General features: G+C 59.3%; 18 protein-coding genes. 13 read left to right on the forward strand and 5 right to left on the reverse strand.

The annotated features are described in order from the left end of the window. Positions 1-6: 6 nt before the first annotated feature. Entirely contained in the window at positions 7-1740 is a 1734-nt protein-coding gene (locus GA0061103_RS08315) for a response regulator (protein ID WP_092709498.1), read from the forward strand. A gap of 127 nt (positions 1741-1867) precedes the next feature. Continuing rightward, entirely contained in the window at positions 1868-3223 is a 1356-nt protein-coding gene (locus GA0061103_RS08320) for a putative bifunctional diguanylate cyclase/phosphodiesterase (protein WP_092709501.1), read from the forward strand. 189 nt (positions 3224-3412) lie between these two features. On the opposite strand, the gene GA0061103_RS08325 is transcribed toward GA0061103_RS08320, so the two are convergent. The 5 genes from GA0061103_RS08325 to GA0061103_RS08345 form a co-directional block, all read right to left on the reverse strand. Continuing rightward, the gene (locus tag GA0061103_RS08325) at positions 3413-4039 is read right to left on the reverse strand and encodes a PRC-barrel domain-containing protein (protein WP_092709504.1); all 627 of its coding nucleotides are present in this window, start codon (positions 4037-4039) and stop codon (positions 3413-3415) included. A 355-nt stretch (positions 4040-4394) separates the two neighbouring features. Continuing rightward, entirely contained in the window at positions 4395-5282 is an 888-nt protein-coding gene (locus tag GA0061103_RS08330) for an SMP-30/gluconolactonase/LRE family protein (RefSeq protein WP_092709507.1), read from the reverse strand. A gap of 3 nt (positions 5283-5285) precedes the next feature. Further along, positions 5286-5921, reverse strand: a complete 636-nt coding sequence (locus GA0061103_RS08335; RefSeq protein ID WP_092709510.1) for a 2-dehydro-3-deoxy-6-phosphogalactonate aldolase — start codon at positions 5919-5921, stop codon at positions 5286-5288. Beyond that, positions 5921-6853, reverse strand: coding sequence for a 2-dehydro-3-deoxygalactonokinase (locus GA0061103_RS08340; protein ID WP_092709513.1), 933 nt, complete (start codon positions 6851-6853; stop codon positions 5921-5923). Before GA0061103_RS08340 ends, GA0061103_RS08335 begins: the two co-directional genes overlap by 1 nt. A gap of 37 nt (positions 6854-6890) precedes the next feature. Continuing rightward, positions 6891-7694: an SDR family NAD(P)-dependent oxidoreductase gene (locus GA0061103_RS08345; RefSeq protein WP_208603501.1), complete on the reverse strand. Its 804-nt coding sequence runs from the start codon at positions 7692-7694 to the stop codon at positions 6891-6893. An 87-nt stretch (positions 7695-7781) separates the two neighbouring features. Here GA0061103_RS08345 and GA0061103_RS08350 point away from each other — a divergent pair, with 87 nt between their 5' ends. The 11 genes from GA0061103_RS08350 (at position 7782) to GA0061103_RS08400 (ending at position 19052) form a co-directional block, all read left to right on the forward strand. Continuing rightward, a complete protein-coding gene (locus GA0061103_RS08350; protein WP_092709516.1) occupies positions 7782-8597 on the forward strand; it encodes an IclR family transcriptional regulator in 816 nt (271 codons plus the stop codon). Positions 8598-8918: 321 nt separating this feature from the next. After that, positions 8919-9659: a helix-turn-helix transcriptional regulator gene (locus GA0061103_RS08355; protein ID WP_425349475.1), complete on the forward strand. Its 741-nt coding sequence runs from the start codon at positions 8919-8921 to the stop codon at positions 9657-9659. 621 nt (positions 9660-10280) lie between these two features. Next, complete coding sequence (gene apbC, locus GA0061103_RS08360; protein ID WP_092709519.1) at positions 10281-11441, forward strand: iron-sulfur cluster carrier protein ApbC; 1161 nt, start codon at positions 10281-10283, stop codon at positions 11439-11441. A gap of 414 nt (positions 11442-11855) precedes the next feature. Next, entirely contained in the window at positions 11856-12833 is a 978-nt protein-coding gene (locus tag GA0061103_RS08365) for a magnesium transporter CorA family protein (RefSeq protein WP_092709522.1), read from the forward strand. Positions 12834-12886: 53 nt separating this feature from the next. Continuing rightward, complete coding sequence (locus tag GA0061103_RS08370) at positions 12887-14752, forward strand: potassium transporter Kup (RefSeq protein ID WP_425349476.1); 1866 nt, start codon at positions 12887-12889, stop codon at positions 14750-14752. Between the two features lie 172 nt (positions 14753-14924). Then, the gene (locus GA0061103_RS08375) at positions 14925-16103 is read left to right on the forward strand and encodes a cell wall hydrolase (protein WP_092709528.1); all 1179 of its coding nucleotides are present in this window, start codon (positions 14925-14927) and stop codon (positions 16101-16103) included. A 312-nt stretch (positions 16104-16415) separates the two neighbouring features. Continuing rightward, entirely contained in the window at positions 16416-16760 is a 345-nt protein-coding gene (locus GA0061103_RS08380; RefSeq protein WP_092709530.1) for an AtpZ/AtpI family protein, read from the forward strand. 78 nt (positions 16761-16838) lie between these two features. Further along, positions 16839-17591: a F0F1 ATP synthase subunit A gene (locus GA0061103_RS08385; RefSeq protein ID WP_092709533.1), complete on the forward strand. Its 753-nt coding sequence runs from the start codon at positions 16839-16841 to the stop codon at positions 17589-17591. A gap of 66 nt (positions 17592-17657) precedes the next feature. After that, positions 17658-17885, forward strand: coding sequence for a F0F1 ATP synthase subunit C (locus GA0061103_RS08390; RefSeq protein WP_015338972.1), 228 nt, complete (start codon positions 17658-17660; stop codon positions 17883-17885). 78 nt (positions 17886-17963) lie between these two features. Then, a complete protein-coding gene (locus tag GA0061103_RS08395; protein WP_092709536.1) occupies positions 17964-18557 on the forward strand; it encodes a F0F1 ATP synthase subunit B in 594 nt (197 codons plus the stop codon). 3 nt (positions 18558-18560) lie between these two features. Beyond that, positions 18561-19052 (forward strand): F0F1 ATP synthase subunit B, encoded by a 492-nt coding sequence (locus tag GA0061103_RS08400; protein WP_092709539.1) that lies wholly within the window; start codon positions 18561-18563, stop codon positions 19050-19052. Positions 19053-19156 lie beyond the last annotated feature (104 nt).

The following is a 19156-nucleotide window of genomic DNA, read 5'->3' on the forward strand; positions in this document are numbered from 1 at the left end:
CGACGAATGACTGCCGAGATTGAAAAGGCAGCTTTGGCAATGATGACGGCTGATGCGCCTTTCGGCGGCAGTCTGCAGACGATGTTCTTCGATGCCTTTTGCGATGGTCTTTCCAGCGCCTTTTTCGCCTACGACAAGAACGACCTTCTGCTGTTTGCCAGCCGTCAGGTTCTGAACTTCTTCCCGATTGAGCCGGAATTCTTGCAGCCCTCCACGCGGCTGCGCGATTTTCTGAGCGCCGTCTTCGATACGGGCGTACGCTATCAGCGCCACCAGACCAAAACGGCCGCCAATCGCGACGATTGGATATCGCAGCGCATAGCCACCCATTGGCGCGAACGCTACGAGACGACCGAGCATTTCACCGACGACCGCTGGGTGCGCATCCTCAAGCGGCGGCTGTCGTCGGGTATTGGCTTTTGCATCATCTCCGACGTTTCCGAAGTCAAGAAGCGCGAAGAGCAGTGGCGCGTCGACATGGAGCGCGTGCAGCTGACCGAGGACATTCTCGACAATCTGCCCTTTCCGGTTTTCGTCAAGGATCAGAACCTCGTCTACGTCGCGGTCAACCGGGCGTTCTGCGACAAGTACCAGACGGCGGCAGACGAAGTGCGCGGGCGCAAGAGCATCGATATCTTCTCCACAGACCTTGCCAACCGCTTCCATGAGAGTGACCGGCATGTGATCGAGACCGGCGAGATGTCGATCTCGCGGCAGCGCCAGATCGCCCGTGATGGCGTCGAACGTGACATCGTCACCCGCAAGCAGCGCATCGGCAAACCGGGCCGCTATTTCCTGGTCTGCACCATGCAGGACCTGCCCAAGGATGGCGCCGATTTCGACGAATTCGCGCTGGCATCGAGCATCCGGGAAAACAGCGATCGCTCCTATCGCCGTGCCTATGTTCCGATGGTCGCGCTGCAGACCATTTCGCGCCGTCCGGCCGCCATGGAGACCTTCGTTCCGGAGAATTTCAGCGGCCGCAAGGTGCTCGTGGTCACGCCGGATTTCGCTGCCGAAACCGCGGCCCTGAAGACCCTCGAGAAATATGGCTTCGAAGCCTGTGTCGTTCACAACGAAAACGAAGAGGCGGCATTTCTGGACGTGGCGAGCGAACATGGCGTCAAGATCGACCTGGTCATCGTCGACAACCAGCTCGGCAAGCGCGGGATCGAGCTGGCCGAGCGGCAGAACCTCGCCGCGCTGTCGCTGAACGGATCGCAGCTTGCAACCGAGCTTGCTTTCCTGATCGCGCGCCATTTCAATCGCAACATCCGTGGCGAACTCGGCGAGATCACAGAGCCGGGGCTTGCGCCCGAATGGCGGCGTGTGACCGGCGAGGAGCGTCGGGCGCAGATCCTGGTCGCTGAAGACAATGATATCAACCAGATCGTCTTCTCGCAGATCCTTGAGGGCTTGGGATACAGCTATGTGATCGCCGCAAGCGGTGACGAGGCGGTGCGCCTGTGGCAGGAGCATCGTCCGGAGCTGATCCTGATGGACATTTCGCTGCCGGGGCTGAACGGCTTTGAATCCACCCGGCTGATCCGTGGCGCAGAAAAGGGCAGCGGCTCCCATACGCCGATCATCGGTGTTCTGACACAGGCTTTCGAGCGCGACCGCAAGGAATGCGCTGAGGTGGGCATGGACGACGTTATTCTGAAACCGGTTAGTCCCGATATCATCGAGACGGTCTTCCAGAAGCATATGCGCGGTGTCCTGAAGGCGCAAAATAGATAAATGTTACAATGATATCACCGCCGACGGCAACTTATCGCCGACGCCGAATGACTGTCGTCTTGGCATCCTTTGTTAAGACTTCCTCGGCATGCTTTTCCCCCGGGTGGAGAAAAGGTCGGAACCAAATATGAAATCGACTGAGATGCTGCCGGGGCCGGTCAATCAGGAGCCGCAGACAATCGCTTATACCGATCCGCTCACCGGATTGGGCAATCGCCATCGCATGCGCGAGCGTGCGCGCGCGCTTTCGCTTGAGCGTGCCGGCGATCCCGCACCCTTTACGATCGGCATCGTCAATCTCGATGCCTTCAAGCCGATCAATGACCTGTTCGGCGTCGAGGCAGGCGACGAGATCCTCTGCCAGGTTGCCCATCGTCTCAAGGCCTGCATCCCCGATGGCGCGATGGTGACGCGTCATGACGGCGATGAATTCGCCTTCGTCCTGCCGCTTGTCTTCGAACGCGTCGGTGCCGAGAAATTCGGGCAGATGATCCGCGAGGTGTTGTCAGCGCCTTATGATCTCGGTGACCGCAATGTCCGCCTTTCCGCGTCCTTCGGCTTCGCCATCCACCCTTTCGCGGGAGAAGAGTTCGACGATCTCCTGAAAAATGCGGATACGGCGCTCTATCGCTCCAAGCGTCGCGGCCGCGGCCAGATCACCGTCTATTCCAGAGAGATTGCCCAGGAGATGAAGCGTGCGACGCAGCTCGAGCAAGCGCTGCGCAATGCCATCATTTCCGACTCCATCGACGTGCATTTCCAGCCGATCGTCTCGCTCGCCAACAACATCGTTCTCGGTTTCGAGGCCCTGGCGCGCTGGAACGATCCCGATCTCGGCTTCGTCTCACCCGCTGTCTTCGTGCCGCTTGCCGAGGAGCGAGGCTTTATCGATGCGCTATCCGAAACGCTGCTGCGAAAGGCGGCGGAGGCGGCACTCTCGTGGCCGCGCGAACTGTTTCTGTCCTTCAATCTCTCTTCGGCGCAGCTGATGGACCCCGGCACCAGCAGCAGCATTCTCGCGATCCTGACGCGCGCCGGTCTGGACCCGCACCGCCTCGAACTTGAAATCACGGAAACCGCGGTCATGAGCTCGGCGGATACGGCTCATCAAATCATCGCTGATCTTCGTGCGGTCGGCGTGCGCATCTCTCTCGATGATTTCGGCACCGGCCAGTCCAGCCTTGGGCGCTTGCGCGAATTCATCTTCGACAAGGTCAAGATCGATCGGGCTTTCGTCTCACGCATGAATTCGGACAGGGCCTCCGAACATATCATCAAGGCTGTTCTTGCCATGTGCGAAGGGCTTGAACTGCGTGTGGTCGCGGAGGGCATAGAAGAACATGCGGAAGCGGCAAAGCTGAAGGCGCTCGGTTGCGCCATGGGACAAGGCTATTATTTCGGAAAGCCGGCAGACGGCGCAGCGACGCTTCGTTACCTGCAAACCCATTACTTCGAGCTCAGCCACGAACGCGAAATCGCCTAGGCAATTCCAGCAAAAGTGCGTAGCGGTTTTCCGTCCGGAATTGCGTGAAAACAAAGAGCTGGAGCGATCCTAGCATTCCGTGAAAAGCTGAGCCGCGCTAGGTCCGGAAAGTTGACAAAGAAAAGCGGCGACCGGTAAGGGCCGCCGCTTCTGTATTTCGTCTGACCAATGTTTATTCGTTACAGATATTTACTTGTTGGTGGTCGACGAAGTGGTCGTGCTGTCCGTTCCCGGCATGGTCGACGTGCCGGCCGAGCTTGCGGCCTTCTCGGAGGCCTGCATCGAAAGCGTCTTGAATTCCGGCGCAGCCTTCAGAGCGTCGGCCGTTTCGGTCGTCGTCAGCTTGATGGTGCCATCCTGGGCATTCTGGGCAGCGTTGATCTCATCGAACGGAACGGCGACGTTTTTCTGGCCCATGCCAAGGAAACCGCCGACGCCGACGACTGCGGCGACGACACCGCCCTGCTTCTGCAGGATCAGGTCGTTGATGCTACCGATGCTTTCGTTCTGACCATTATAGACCGACTGGCCCATATAAGTCCTGGCACTGATCTGGTCCGCGGACTGCACGGTCAGATAGCCGCCGGCTTGATCTGTCCCCGTTGCCGGGGCAGGTGCCTGAGCGCTTTTCTGTGTCGTCGAGCTGTCCGGCTTCGTGGCATCCGGCGTTGCCGGCGCGGACTGCGTCACCGGTGCATTACTGCCCGTACCTCCGTTCGATGGCTGTTGCGCCTGGGCGAAAGCCATGGGTGAAAGCACGGACGCCGTGGCAAAGATTGCGCCTGCGGCGACAGAAGTGAAGAGTTTCCCAGTCATCGTGAACCTACCTTTCATTCTGATGGGCATGCTTGATCAACGCGCATGCTTACCAGCGCGAGTGGAACCTTTGTGGTGCCGACCGTTATCGTACCGGTCTTAGAGGCAATGGCTCAGGGAGGTTTTGGTTCCGTCAAAAGTTGCAGAAAATCGTGTCATGCAGCTCGAAAACAAAAGAAATATGCTGCAAAATCAGTTAATTGTAGCGTCAAGAGACAACCAGAAAGATTGTTGGAATAACAGGGTGGTTCAATACAGGTTTCGATTTTTGCGCGGTTGGCGCGTCTGCCGGTCCCGCATTGCCGGTCGAAAACAATGCCGCCTTCAGCGCCGATCAGCTGAAGGCGGATCTCAATCAAAGCTTGTATGGAGGGTCGAAAACGCCCCTGACGGTGGGGCCGAGCTCCAGAAGCGCGCCAGCCTGGGGCTGCATGGAGCGCGCTTCCTCATCCAGCCCTTCCCAGGCGGTCGTCACGGCCAGCCGGTCCGCATTCTTGCCGATGAAGGCGGGGCAGGACGGCTGCATGGCGGGTACGCGAAAGCGCTCGATGCGCAGACCATCCGGGCTGTATTTGTCGACGAAGCCGGAGCCCCAGCGCGCATTCCAGATATAGCCGTCCGCGTCGCAGACCGAACCGTCAAGGCCGCCCGGATCCTCCATGCTGTCGACCATGACGATCGGCTCGCCGGTCGGTAGCCCTGTCTCGGGGTCGACGAGCACGCGCATGAGCTGGCTGACGCGCGTATCGGTGAAATAGCCGATCGTGCCGTCGGGCGAGAAGCAGATGGAATTCGGAATGCTGATCTGGTCGAAGATCTTCGTAACCTTGCCGCCGGCGACATGATAGATGGCGCCCGCCTGCATCTCGGCGCGCTTGCCCATCGTGCCGATCCAGAGCGAACCGGAAACATGCGTGCGTCCGTCATTGGAACGGTTTTCAGGCTTGTCTGCTTCGATGGCCGTATAGAAGCTCAATTCGCCGGTCGCGATGTCGCGCAGGAACAGTCCCTGCTCGGTGGCGATCATCTGCCGTTCCGCATCGACGCGGGCCAGCACGCTTGCCATCATCGGCAGCTCGTGAACCTGTTTCTTCCCGGTCGGCAGGTGCAGTTCGTGCAGTTCCTTGCCGAGGATGTTGAACCACCAGACGGTGTCCGTATCGGGGTCGTAGGTCGGGCCTTCTCCCAGGACGGAGGAGGTGTTGCAGAGAATATTGCCCTGGAAATCATGAATATCGGTCATAGATCAGGCTCCTATGGCGGCATCATAGGCATAAATGGTGACCTTGGCGCGTTCGGCAACCTCTGCAGCCGTCATTCCCGGCTTGTAAAGGCTGGTGCCGAGGCCGAAGGCGAGCACGCCGGCCTTGGTGTAATCGGCGAAATTCTTGTCCGAAACGCCGCCGACCGCAGCAATCACGAGCTCAGGCGGCAAGACGGCGCGAATGGCTGTGATGCCGGAAGCGCCGAGCACGCCGGCGGGGAAGAATTTGAGACCGGTGGCACCGGCGCGCGCGGCCGAAAGCGCTTCCGTGGCGGTGAACACGCCAGGCATCGTCACCATGCCCTTGTCGCGAGCGCGGCTGATGACCGCAGGCTCGACATTCGGCGTCACCAGCAGCTTGCCGCCGGCGCCATCCAGCCTGTCGACGTCTTCCACCGTCAGTACCGTGCCGGCACCGATCAGGCAATCGGCCGGCGCCATCTTCGCGGCGATTTCGATGGAGCGGAACGGCTCCGGCGAATTCAGCGGGATTTCGATCGCCGTGAAGCCGGTTTCGATCAGCGCACCGACGATATCGGCCGTTTCCTCCGGCTTGATGCCGCGAAGAATGGCGATGAGCGGGCGCTTCATGGGCGGGAAGGGGATGCGGGTCGTCATCAGCTTTTGCTTTCTTTCTTGAACCAGATCGCTTCGGCCGCAGCGGACAGTCCGCGACGGACGGCGGCATCGGCATCGATGGTCTTGTAATTGAGGGAGAGGGTTCGGAAGGCATCCTCATAGAGAGCCTGGAGACGGCCGGAGGCGACAAGCGTGATCGCAGCATCCTGCCCGGCCGAAGCGAGCGCGCCGGCGATTTCCGCACCGATCAAGGTGCCCGAAATCAGCGCCTGCGCGCCGGCCGCCGTAAGCCCGTTCAGGAGCTGGCCGGAGCGGGCGGTGAACAGCAGGTTGGTCACGAGGGCCGGCTTGTCCAGGGCGGTCCTCAGAGCAGCCTCGAATGCTTTCGTATCGGCCGGCATCTCTGCAGCGCCGGCAACGGCATGCGACAGGATGCTGTGCTTGGTAATGACGTCGAAAAGCTCGCCGGTCATGAAGGTGGAAAAGCCCGTCACCTGGCCGTCCAGTGCGCGCACCCATTTCGAATGCGTTCCCGGCATGCAGACGAGCTGTTCGCCCTTGGCATCGGCGGCAATCGCGCCGAGCAGCTGCGTTTCCTCGCCGCGCATGACATCGGGCACCTGCTGGCTTCGCTGTGCGAGACCCGGCAGGATGCGCACATCGCGGGATTGTCCGGGCACTGAAACGGCGCCGGTCAGGATGGCGGCAAGCGAGGTCGGCGTGTCGATATATCCGGCTTCCACCCAGCCCTGGCGCGCTCCGGCCATGCCGCAAACGATAACGGGAATGGCGTCCGGCGCGGATATGGCGTCGAGATGCGTTTGCAAGACCTTGGCAAAGCCCGTCTGGGCGGCGGTGGTCATGCCTTCGCCGCTGCGGCGCTCTGCGAGAATGCTGCCGTCTTCGCCGATCAGCCACAGCCGGAAACTGCTGGTGCCCCAGTCCACCGCGACATATGCGGGTTTCGTCATGAGAAATGCTCCAAGTCTTACGTCAGAAATCCTGAGATTAGAAAATACCGCCGTCGACGGTGATGGCTTGTCCGGTCATGGCGCCGGAGCAGTCCGAGGCCAGGAAGAGCACCGGCCCGACCAGGTCGTCGGCGCTCAGCACGCGCTTCAGGCATTGCCGGTCTATCGTCTTGGCCATGCCCTCCTCGGTCAGCCAGAGGTCGAGCTGCCGCTGGGTGACGATCATGCCGGGCAGAACGGCGTTGACGCGGATATTCTCCGGGCCGAAGCGACCGGCAAAGCTCTTGGTCAGCCCGATGATGCCGGACTTCGCCGTTGCGTAGGAAGATAGCAGTGGCGGGTTCATCTTGAAGACGATCGAGGAGAAGTTGATGATCGCGCCGCCGCCGGCGGCACGCATCCCGGGTGCAGCCGCCTGCGAGACGAAGAAGACCTGTTTCAGGTTGATCGCCTGGCTGTTGTCCCAATAGTCCTCGGTCATGGTGTCGATGTCGTGCCGGTCGTCCCAGGCGGCATTGTTGACGAGGACGCGGACCGCGCCGAGATCGGACTCGACCGCTGCAACCGTGCTTTTGATCGCGCCGACATCGCGCAGGTCGGCGTGATAGAAGGAAACGGGATGCACCGATTGGCTCGAAAGCTTGGCCGCCAATGCCTTGCTGGGTTCCTCGGCGATATCGATGAAGGCGACCTTTGCGCCCTGTTTTACGAAGGCTTCCACGAGGCTTGCGCCGATGCCGGAGCCGCCGCCGGTGATGAGGACGGTGCGATCTTTCAGATCGGGAAATTGCGTCTGAGTATCCACCAAAATGTCTCCTCCCGGATCAATCGAAAGTTCCATTATTCGGAACATAATTTGACTATATGGAATTATCGATCTACCCTTGCACGGTGTCAAGGATAGTGCGGCTCTGCCAGAGATAAATGAATGAGCGTGGATCTGGGTTCAGAGAGTGGAAAAAATAAAGGGCATCGCGACCGGGAAACCGGAACGCTGGGAAAGCTCGTCTCCCTGCTCGATCTTGTCGCGCTCGCCGATAGCCCGATGCGCTTTACCGACATCCTTTCGCTCTCCGATCAGCCACGTGGCACATTGCACCGCCAATTGTCGCACCTTGTCGAGGAAGGGCTTCTGGAGGTCGACCGCGATGGTCGTTATCTGATCGGGTTGCGGCTCTTGACGCTTGCCTCGCGCAGCTGGGCGCGCAACGAGTTTCGCGCCGTTGCCGAGCCACATCTGTATCGCTTGCAGGAGGTAACTGGTGAAACCGTCCATCTTGGCGTCCTGCGCGGCACGGAGGTCATCTATCTCGACAAGGTCGAGGGTCGCCAATCCGTACGCATGTATTCGCAGGTCGGCAATGCATCTCCGGCCTACTGTACCGGTGTCGGCAAGGCAGCGCTCTCCGCGCTCGATGATGCCGAGCTTGAAGCGAGAATCTCAAGCCTCGAATATCGCCCTTATACCGAGCATACGCTTCGCAACGCCTCCGAACTGCTTTCGGATATCTACGAAATCAGGAAGCGAGGCTATGCCTTCGATCTTGAGGAGCATGAAAGCGGCATATGCTGTGTTGCCGCGCCGATCTGCTCCGACGATGGTCATATGCTGGCCGGCGTCTCCGTGACCGGCCCGGCCTATCGAGTCACATCGGAAAACTTGCGGTCATGGGCGCCGTTGGTGGTTGCCGCTGCTGATTCGATCATGACGGACATGCGCAACCGCATGGGGCCTAAGCGTTGACTCCATAAATTTCGCGCAACGGCTGTCCGAAACTTGCGGATTTAATGCTGTCAGCGCCTGATCTTAGCGAAATTGCTCGTTTATCTTGAATTTTACTGTTGAGATATGCCGAAGAACTGCCATTATCCCCAAGTGATTATTGGAACCATACAGGATTTGGCGAGGTGTTGAGCGGACATAATAGTAACGGGCGTTGATGCAGTCGCGATTTTGGAAAACTTATATTTTGCCGAGCGGCTGAGACCGGCTGCCGTACGATAATCGTGAGGGACAAGAGACGGAAGTTTCGTATTTTTTTCCTCTTTTACATAAAGAAGACTGATGATGACGGCATTGATACAGGCGGGCATGTCCCCTCGTGGCGAGGACTTTATCGAGGAAATCAGCAGGCTTAAGACGCAGTTCGATGTGTTCCGTTTCATGAAGGGCCTGACGGAGGCCTATCGTTGCCGGGCCTTCATGGTGCTCAATCTGCCGCCGATTACGTCCTCAGACCTGCAGAGCAATTCAGTCATCAACAATTGGCCGGCAGAGCTGCTGTCGATCTACGATCAGGAAAACCTGTTGTCGACCAGCCCTGCGCTGCAACGCCTGCGCGGCTCCACGCTGCCCTTTCTCTATGAGGTGACGACAAGCCCCAATCGCGAGGAGAGCAAGTCGCAGCTCGTGGTGGCTCTGTTCGAACGTTTCCGCATGACGCGCTTCGTCTATTTCCCGACCCACGATGCCTCCGGTCTTCGCGGCGCGGTCTGTTTGGCTGGCGATCGCGAGCTTTTTTCGACGGAAGAGATCAAGGATCTTTTCTATATTGCAGTTCACGTCTTCGACCGACTTGCGGAAATCCGCAATCTCGATGTTCGCGTCGTCGATGCCCTGACCGACCGGGAGATCGATTGTCTGAACTGGACGGCGGCCGGAAAGACCAGCGCCGAAATCGCCGAAATCCTGTCTCTGTCCGAACATACGGTCAATCACTACCTCAATCGCGCTACCAAGAAGCTCGACACCGTCAACCGCACTCAGGCCGTCGCCAAGGCCTTGCGTGTCGGATTGATCAAATAATGACATCGCCGTCTCGACGCGATGCTCGAGATTCGAGCAGCGTGTGAACGAATTTTGTGCGCTCAGAATAAAATATGATGAAGCCTGCGGCGGTGATCGATCATCCCGATCCAGGTAGGGCAGCCAATAAACAATTGAAATATCGTTGTTTCCCCGATTTTCTGAGAACTGGCACGCTTCCTGCTTCTGAAAAGACAGAGGTCCAGAGGGGACTTTGATAACAGCGCCGATGAAACGAGCGCGGATCAAACGACCGTCGCTGATCCCTTCGCCATAGCTTCTCCTGGCGAAGGGATCGGTGGCGGTTGTTGCTCATTTAACACGTTTGGCAAGTTCTGGCGCGCCTGTGAGACGATTTTCGCGCCTTTGCCCTATTCCTTTCAGACGAGTGTTCTATGTCGGCCCGCGATCATGTCTTCCCGAATTGGGAGAGCGTTGCGGCTGGTAAGGGTCTTTTATGGACCCGGCGGACCTGCCGGCCGCAACGAAGACGCATTTTATCGACGGCGTCCCGAATTTCGTTTGGCGAAGTCCCGCCTCTCTACTATCTAAGCCAGAATGATTTCGGTAAGCGCCCGCCCGATGCGGCGTTGCCGAAAAGGATTCTGCAGTGAGGATGAAATGGCAGACATCACCAAGGAACAGGTGCTGGAAACGTTGAAGACGGTTCGCGGCCCCGACCTGGAGCACAACATCGTCGAACTCGGCATGGTGTCGGATGTCTTCATCTCCGATGGCAAGGTCTATTTCTCCATCACAGTTCCCGCCGAGCGCGCCAAGGATCTGGAGCCGATGCGTCTTGCCGCCGAGCGGGTCGTCAAGGATATGCCGGGGGTCAAGGGCGCTCTGGTCGCGCTGACGGCCGACAAGAAGGCTGGCGTTCCGGCGTCCCGGCCCACGCCTGCGCAAGCTGCCCCGCATGGCCATTCGCATCCTCATCCTCATCAGCCCGCGCCGCAACAGCCGCCCCGCGCCGCCAAGATCGGCGTTCCGGGCGTCAAGGCGATCATCGCGGTCGCTTCGGGTAAGGGCGGCGTCGGCAAATCGACGACGGCGGTCAATCTTGCGCTGGGGCTGCTTGCCAACGGCCTGAAGGTCGGCATTCTAGACGCCGACATCTATGGCCCTTCGATGCCGCGTCTCCTGAAGATTTCCGGGCGTCCGACCCAGATCGATGGGCGCATCATCAATCCCATGGAGAATTACGGCCTCAAGGTCATGTCGATGGGTTTCCTCGTCGAAGAGGAAACCGCGATGATCTGGCGCGGGCCGATGGTGCAATCGGCGCTGTTGCAGATGCTGCGCGAGGTCGCCTGGGGCGAGCTCGACGTGCTGGTCGTGGACATGCCGCCCGGCACCGGCGATGTGCAGCTGACCATGGCGCAGCAGGTGCCGCTTGCTGGCGCCGTTATTGTTTCGACACCGCAGGATCTGGCGCTGATCGATGCGCGCAAGGGCTTGAACATGTTCCGCAAGGTCGAGGTTCCCGTCCTCGGCATCGTCGAGAACATGAGCTATTTCATCGCCCCGGATACCGGTGCACGCTACGATATTTTCGGCCATGGCGGCGCCCGCAAGGAGGCAGAGCGCATCGGCGTGCCTTTCCTCGGTGAAGTGCCGCTGACCATGGGCATTCGCGAAACCTCGGATGCCGGGACGCCGCTGGTCGCGGCCGAGCCGGAAGGCGTGGTTGCCGGCATATATCGCGAGATCGCAGCCAATGTCTGGAAGCAAGTGACGGGCGCACCGCAGCGCGCGGCGCCATCGATCGTATTTGAATAATTCACAAAGACATGCCTGCTTTCCGTATAGTGACGGATTGTCTTGTCGGCGTCCTGTGCTATGACTTCGCAAGTTTAGCCAAACTGCGGTGAAATCGCGCAATGAAGAGGTTGTGACTTGATTCTTTGCGAGCTTTGCTGCATATGCGCCGCCGGCGTGGAACTGGTCGAGCATTTCCGATGACCGCCCTCCGCCGCATGGTGGTTTTATTTCGTCCGAGCAGGCGGCTTCGCCAGGACGGGCGAAGGATTGGTACAGCAGCGCAATGGAACATGGACACGGATTCCCGGCCGGACCGGCGGGATACGACCGGGGTTTTATGAGCTTTTTTCATTGGCCATTGGTGGGATCGCGGCAAGCGCGCGCAAGGCGCCTTGATGGCGGCTTCGTCTCCGCCGCTGCGGGAGCGAGCAGTTGATAACTGCCTATTGCTCAGACCAGAAGCCGCTCGAGCTTCCCGATCTTTCGGCGGCCTCCCGGCTGCCGGACAATGCCGTCTGGATCGACATGGTCGACCCGTCCCGCGAAGAGGAAGCCAGCATCGAGCGCCTGCTTGGCCTCGAGGTGCCGACCCGCGAGGACATGAAGGACATCGAGCCGTCGAGCCGCCTCTATGTCGAAAACGGCTCCGTCTTTCTCACGGCCTCGCTGTTGTGGAAGGCCGATACCAATCTGCCGATGCTCACCGATGTCGCCTTCATCCTGACGGGACATCGGCTGGTCACCATCCGCTATGCACAGCCGAAGTCCTTCGCACTCTTCATCGCGGCGCTGCAGCGCATTCCACAGGAGCGGCGCACGGGTGTCGCGCTTCTTGCCAAGCTTCTCGAAACCATCGTCGACCGTACCGCCGAGGTCCTTGAACAGACCGTTGCGGGTATCGATATATTGTCGGTGCACGTGTTCGGCGATCGGGTAAAGAAGATCCGCCGCCCGGGCAACTATCTGGAAGAAAAGCTCAAGGACATCGCAGGCTATCACCGTACGCTCAGCAAGGTACGCGACAGTCTGAGTTCGCTGTCCCGGCTGCTGACCTTTCTTCATACCATCCCCGCCATGCAGCAGGACCACGAGGCCAGGGAACTGTGTCGCAACGTCTCGCGGGATGTCCAGTCACTGTCGGAGCACGCGTCCTTCGTCGCGGGAAACATCACCTTCCTGCTGGATGCATCGCTTGGGCTGATCAATATCGAGCAGAACGCCATCATCAAGATCTTTTCGATCGCTTCCGTGGTGTTCCTGCCGCCGACGCTCGTGGCGTCCGTCTATGGCATGAATTTCGAGCATATGCCCGAACTGCATTTTGCCTACGGCTACCCGACATCGCTGTTGTTGATGGTGGTTTCCGCCATCGTTCCGTTTTTCTTTTTTCGCTGGAAAGGCTGGCTCTGAGAGTCTAGTGATCCTGAATGTCTAACGAAACCCATCATTCTCCCGACGGGAAAATGAACGCTCGTAAGCTCGCATACCTCGCCCTCGGCTCGATCGGCGTTGTTTATGGCGATATCGGTACGAGCCCGCTCTATGCCTTTCGCGAAGCATTGAAGCCGGTGGCCGCTGACGGTCTGACGCGCGGCGAAGTCATCAGCGTCGTATCGCTGATGTTCTGGACGCTGACGATCATCGTCACGATCAAATATGTCCTTTTTCTGCTCCGCGCGGACAACGACGGCGAAGGCGGCACCTTGTCGCTGCTGGCGCTGTTGATGAAGACGGCGAATGGCCACACGGCCATCCTAATGCTGCTTGGCCTTTTAGGCGCCGCGCTCTTCCTCGGTGATGCGATGATCACCCCGGCGCTTTCGGTCCTTTCAGCTGTCGAAGGTCTGAAGCTGGTCACGCCACAACTGTCGGATTATATCGTGCCCATATCCGTCGCGATCCTGGCGCTGCTTTTTGCGATCCAGTCGCATGGCACCGGCGCGGTCGCTCGCTTCTTCGGTCCGATCACGGCGCTTTGGTTCATCGTCATGGGCGTTGCCGGCATCATGCACATTTCCGATGATTACAGCATTCTGGCAGCGCTCAATCCCTGGTATGCGGTGAGCTTCCTCCTGCGCGAAGGCTTTCTCGGCGTCGTGGTTCTCGGCGCGGTCTTCCTGACCGTGACGGGCGCAGAAGCGCTCTATGCCGACCTTGGCCATTTCGGCCGCCGTCCGATCCAGTGGGCCTGGTTCGTGCTGGTGTTTCCGTCCCTCACGCTGAACTATTTTGGCCAGGGAGCGCTGGTTCTGCGCGATCCTATGGCCATGTCGGACCCGTTCTTCCTGATGTATCCGCATTGGGCGATCCTGCCGGTGGTCATTCTTGCGACGATGGCGACGATCATCGCCAGCCAGGCCGTCATCACGGGTGCTTTCTCGCTCACGCGTCAGGCGATTCACCTCGGCTTCCTGCCGCGCATGGAAATCCTCTTCACCTCCGAGACCAATACCGGGCAGATCTTCCTGCCGTCGGTCAATACGGTCCTGTTCTTCGGCGTCATCTTCCTCGTATTGGCCTTCAAGACCTCGGACGCGCTGGCAACGGCCTATGGTATTTCGGTGACCGGCGCGATGGTCGTCACCTCGATCATGGCGTTTGAATTCGTCCGCGTCCGCTGGAACTGGACGCTGCCGATGGCGGTTGCCGTGCTCACGCCGCTCTTGCTGCTGGAATTCGTCTTCCTCGGCGCCAACCTCTTGAAGATCCACGACGGCGGCTATGTTCCGGTCATGATCGCGACGGCCTTCACCGTCATCATGTGGACCTGGCGCCGCGGCACCTCGATCCTGATGGAAAAGACGCGGCACACCGATATCCCGCTGTCTTCCTTCGTCAGCTCCATCGAGCGCAAGAGCGATCATTCGCCCGCGCATGTGCCCGGTACGGCGATCTTCCTGACCAGCGATCCGGAATCTGCGCCCGCCGCGCTGTTGCACAATCTGAAGCACAATCACGTCCTTCACGACAAGAACGTCATCCTGACGATCCGCACCATCAACAAGCCGCGCGTCGCCCAGGAGGATCGCTATTCGGTCGAGAAGGTCTCGGAGCGCTTCTCGCGCGTCGAGCTGCGCTTCGGCTTCATGGAATCGCAGAATGTCTCGCAGGCGCTCGCAACCCTGCGCAAGACGGGCCTGAAGTTCGATATCATGTCGACCTCCTTCTATCTCGGCCGCCGCAAGCTGGTGCCGGATGCGAAATCGGGCATGCCGCACTGGCAGGACCGGCTTTACATCGCGCTCGCCAACGCCGCGACCGACCCCTCCGACTACTTCCGCCTGCCTGCCAACCGCGTTGTGGAACTGGGCTCGCACGTCATCATCTGAGGCAGATATTCTTGCTGCTCGTTCAAAAAGGCCTGGTGGATATCCGCCGGGCCTTTTTCATATTTGCGAGCCATCGCATCCCTAATCATAGATTCGCCTGAATTAACCATCCATCAAGGTTAATGGGAGATTATTCCGGCTCCTAGTTTCGAGTGCCGTTTGGAGTCCGGTGTTGTCTCGCTCGCGTTATGCCAGCCGCAAATTGCGGTTCCTGCCACAAAACTGGACCTCTCCAGCCGTCTTCGGGCTTTGCGCCTGGCTTATTTTTCCATCGACAGCAGCCTATGGCGATCTTGCCGGCCTGCTTGCCGGGATCGACAGGGAAGGTGCCAATTGGCGCATGGTGATGACCGACTCGCCAGCCGGCTCCACCCATCAGGCGGAACTGGCCTTTGGTGACGTCAAGGCCTCTGCCGCCATTGGAGATGGTGGTCTGGTGCTGCCGGACGGGCGCCGCGTCGCGTTCCAGTCCGAACAGAAGGGCAGCGATCCCCGGCCCGATGAGGATCGTATCAACCGGCAGGACAAGAAGGGCAGGGTGGTGGCCATCACGCCGATGCAGCCGCCGAAGGATTTTTCCGCAGGCTCGGTGCTGCAGCGCCAGAGCCTGCTGCTTCGGCCGGAATCCGCGACCGGCGAGCGCACCGCTTTCCTGAAGCCGAAACTCGGCGGCAAGGAAATCCAGATCGCCACCGCCTTCTACAAGAAAGAGCCGCCGAAGCCGGACGATAGCGTGCCGGCCTATATCGCCAATCTGGTCACCAATCAGAATGCCGATGTTCTGGCGGCGGCCTACGCCTCGCCGGCACCGGACTATGCCCGTGTCTCGCCCTTCGATTCCATTCTCGCCAAGGATCAGGACGGCGAGGGCCGCTTCGTACCGCAGATCGGCCCAAAGGATCATGCCTGGGCCGCCAATGTCCTGCCGCCATCGGTTTTCTCATCCGACGAGCAGCAGTGCCTTGCCACCGGTATCTATTTCGAGGCGAGGGGCGAATCCGTGAAAGGACAGGCGGCGGTTGCCCAGGTCATCCTCAACCGTGTCCGCAACCCCGCCTATCCGAAGACGATTTGCGGCGTCGTCTATCAAAACGAGGATTGGACCAACGCTTGCCAGTTTTCCTTCGCTTGCGACAACGTCAAGGAGCGCGTCAATTCTCCCGAACACTGGCGTATCGCCCGTCAGGTAGCCATGGCTGTGACCGCCGGCAAGATCTGGCTGCCGGAAGTCGGCTCCGCCACCCATTATCATGCTGTCTATGTCCGGCCGAAATGGGCCGCTGAAATGGTGAAGGTCGGCCGCATAGGCATGCACATCTTCTACAGGACCTATGGCGGCGGCTGGAGCTGAGGCGACCGGTTCCGACAGATTGACAGCGCGGGCAGGGTCGCTTCCCTGGCAAAAAAGCCACAGGAAAGCATGGGCTGAAGAGGATTCTTCCGCTCAGTTTTCGGTCAATATGGCTCTTTCGCTCTAAGATCATGATTTAATTGGGCTAATTTATGGCTGGACAGATGACGTCTACGCCTTGACTATGCTTTTTCCTAAAACTATGTTGCGCGCGACTTCAAAACGGGCCGAAAGGTGGCGAAACCTGCTGTTCGTTTACGCGTTGACCGGGGTACAGGGATTGCGCGCAACGAAAATTGGGAGGATGCCACCATGACGGATGACCGCGACGAGGGTCTGGAGCAGCGGCGGGCGCAGCTGGGAGCCGAATTGGCGAACAAGCGTTCCGCGATGAGAGAGGGTGAGCACGAGGAGGTTCGCGCCGAGGAAAGCCGTAAAGGCTACGCTCAGGCGATGAAGCTTTCCAGTGAGTTCATAGCCGCAATCATCGTTGGCGCCGTTCTGGGCTATGTCTTCGACCGTTTTGTCGGTACGACGCCGTGGGGCATGATTATCTTGCTGCTTCTCGGATTTTGTGCCGGCGTTTTGAATGTGCTGCGCTCTGCGGGCAAGGTGGCGACACCGGTGCCAGGCGAGGGCGGGCCTGATAAGAAATGAGCGGAGGCAGCGCTGCGGCGCTGTTTCCAGATGAGAAGCATCCGCTCGGTGGAGCGGAAAAATGAAAGAGAACAAGCGGTGGCAAACGATCCTACCCATCAGTTCCTGATCTTCAAGATTATCCCGATCGATATCGGCGGAATTGATTTTTCGTTCACCAACGCCTCGCTGTTCATGGTTGCCTCCGCAGTGCTTTCCGCGGGCTTCCTTTATTTCGCCAGTGCGCCGCGCGGCGTCATCCCGACGCGCTCGCAGTCGGTGGCGGAAATGGCCTATGAGTTCATTGCCTCTATGTTGAAAGAAGGGGCGGGGACGAAGGGAATGAAGTTCTTCCCGCTGGTCTTCTCTCTCTTCATGTTCGTCCTGACGGCGAACCTGCTCGGCCTCGTTCCTTACTTCTACACCGTCACCAGCCAGATCATCGTGACGCTGGCGCTCGCATTGCTCGTCATCTTTACCGTTATTTTCTACGGCTTGATCAAGCATGGTTTCGGCTTCTTCAAGATCTTCGTCCCGCAGGGTGTTCCTGGTGTTCTTCTGCCGCTGGTGGTGGCGATCGAGATCATCTCCTTCCTGTCCCGTCCGGTTTCGCTCTCCGTTCGTCTTTTCGCCAACATGCTGGCCGGTCATATCACGCTTAAGGTGTTCGCAGGCTTCGTCGCCTCGCTTGGAGCACTCGGCGCGCTCGGTATCGGCGGGGCTGTCCTTCCTCTTATCATGACCGTCGCCCTTACCGGTCTCGAGTTCCTTGTCGCCTTCCTTCAGGCTTACGTCTTTGCGGTGCTGACTTGCATGTACCTCAATGACGCAATCCATCCGGGCGGCCACTAAGGATAAAGACATTGGCGTCTAACGGCGTCAGTCATTCACCGCACAACCATTTCAAAGGAGTTCAACATGGACGCGGAAGCAGCAAAGTTCATCGGCGCAGGTTTGGCTTGCTTTGGTATGGCCGGCACGGCTCTCGGCCTCGGCAATATCTTCGGCAGCTACCTGTCCGGCGCACTGCGCAACCCGTCGGCTGCTGACAGCCAGTTCGGCCGTCTGGTATTCGGCTTCGCCGTTACGGAAGCTCTGGGCATCTTCTCGCTGCTCGTCGCTCTCCTCCTGCTCTTCGCCGTCTGATATCAGCGGCGTCATAGATCACGGTTCGCGGTCAGCGAGCCGTGATTCTTTGTATTTGCAGACCACCTGGAGGTGAGCATGTTTGTGACCCCGGCATATGCTGAAGAAGCACCGCCGGCCGCCGGAGCGGTGCACACGGAAACGGGTGTGCCGAAAGAGGGCCATAAGGGCGGCGTGTTCCCGCCGTTTGACCATACGACGTATCCGTCACAGCTGCTTTGGCTGGTGATCACCTTCGTCATCTTCTACGTGGCCATGCAGAAGATCGTTATTCCGCGCGTCGGAACCATTCTGGAAAGCCGGCACGACCGGATCGCCCAGGATATCGAAGAAGCCTCGCGTCTGAAGGCTGAAGCCGACGCCGCCGTCGCGACCTATGAAAGCGAATTGGCCGCTGCGCGCGCCAAGGCGAATTCCATCGGCGCCACCGCCCGCGATGCCGCCAAGGCCAAGGCCGAAGAGGATCGCAAGGCGATCGAGGCAAGCCTTGCTGAGAAGCTCAAGGCCGCAGAAGGCCGCATTGCTGAAATCAAGGCGAAAGCCTTCGGTGATGTCGGTGCGATTGCCGAGGAGACGGCTGGTGCCGTCGTCGAGCAACTGGTTGGCAATGTCGCCGGCAAGGCCGATGTCGCCTCTGCGGTTGCAGCAGCTGCCGCCAAGCAGGAGGGGTGATCCATGGAATTCGCTTTCGACAACACCTTCTTCGCGTTTGTCAGCCTTCTCATCTTCCTCGGCCTGATCGTTTACCTGAAGGTTCCGGGCATGATGGCAAAGTCGCTGGACGACCGTGCCGATCAGATCCGCAACGAGCTGGCGGAAGCCAAGCGCCTGCGCGAAGAGGCCCAGCACCTGCTGGCCGAGTATCAGCGCAAGCGCAAGGAAGCCGAGGCTGAAGCAGCGCACATCGTTGCCGCAGCCGAGCGTGAAGCCGAAATGCTGACGAACGAAGCTCGCAAGAAGACCGAGGAATTCGTTGCCAACCGCACGGCTTTGTCCGAGCAGAAGATCAAGCAGGCCGAAGCCGATGCGATGAAGGCGGTCCGCTCCGCCGCTGTCGACCTCGCGATCGCCGCTGCTGAATCGGTGCTTGCGAAGAAGGCCGATGGCAGCGTCCAGTCCGGCCTCTTCAGCGATGCCGTCAAGGAAGTGAAGACGCGGCTGAACTAAGCCCTGGGAATATCGAAATTCAAAAGAGCCCCGCTTCGGCGGGGCTTTTTTATTTCCGCCCTGCCGGGTTGATCATTGCCGCAACCATCAGCAAAATCATGAGA

The organism is Martinezella multihospitum (assembly GCF_900094585.1).
Taxonomy (GTDB): domain Bacteria; phylum Pseudomonadota; class Alphaproteobacteria; order Rhizobiales; family Rhizobiaceae; genus Rhizobium; species Rhizobium multihospitium.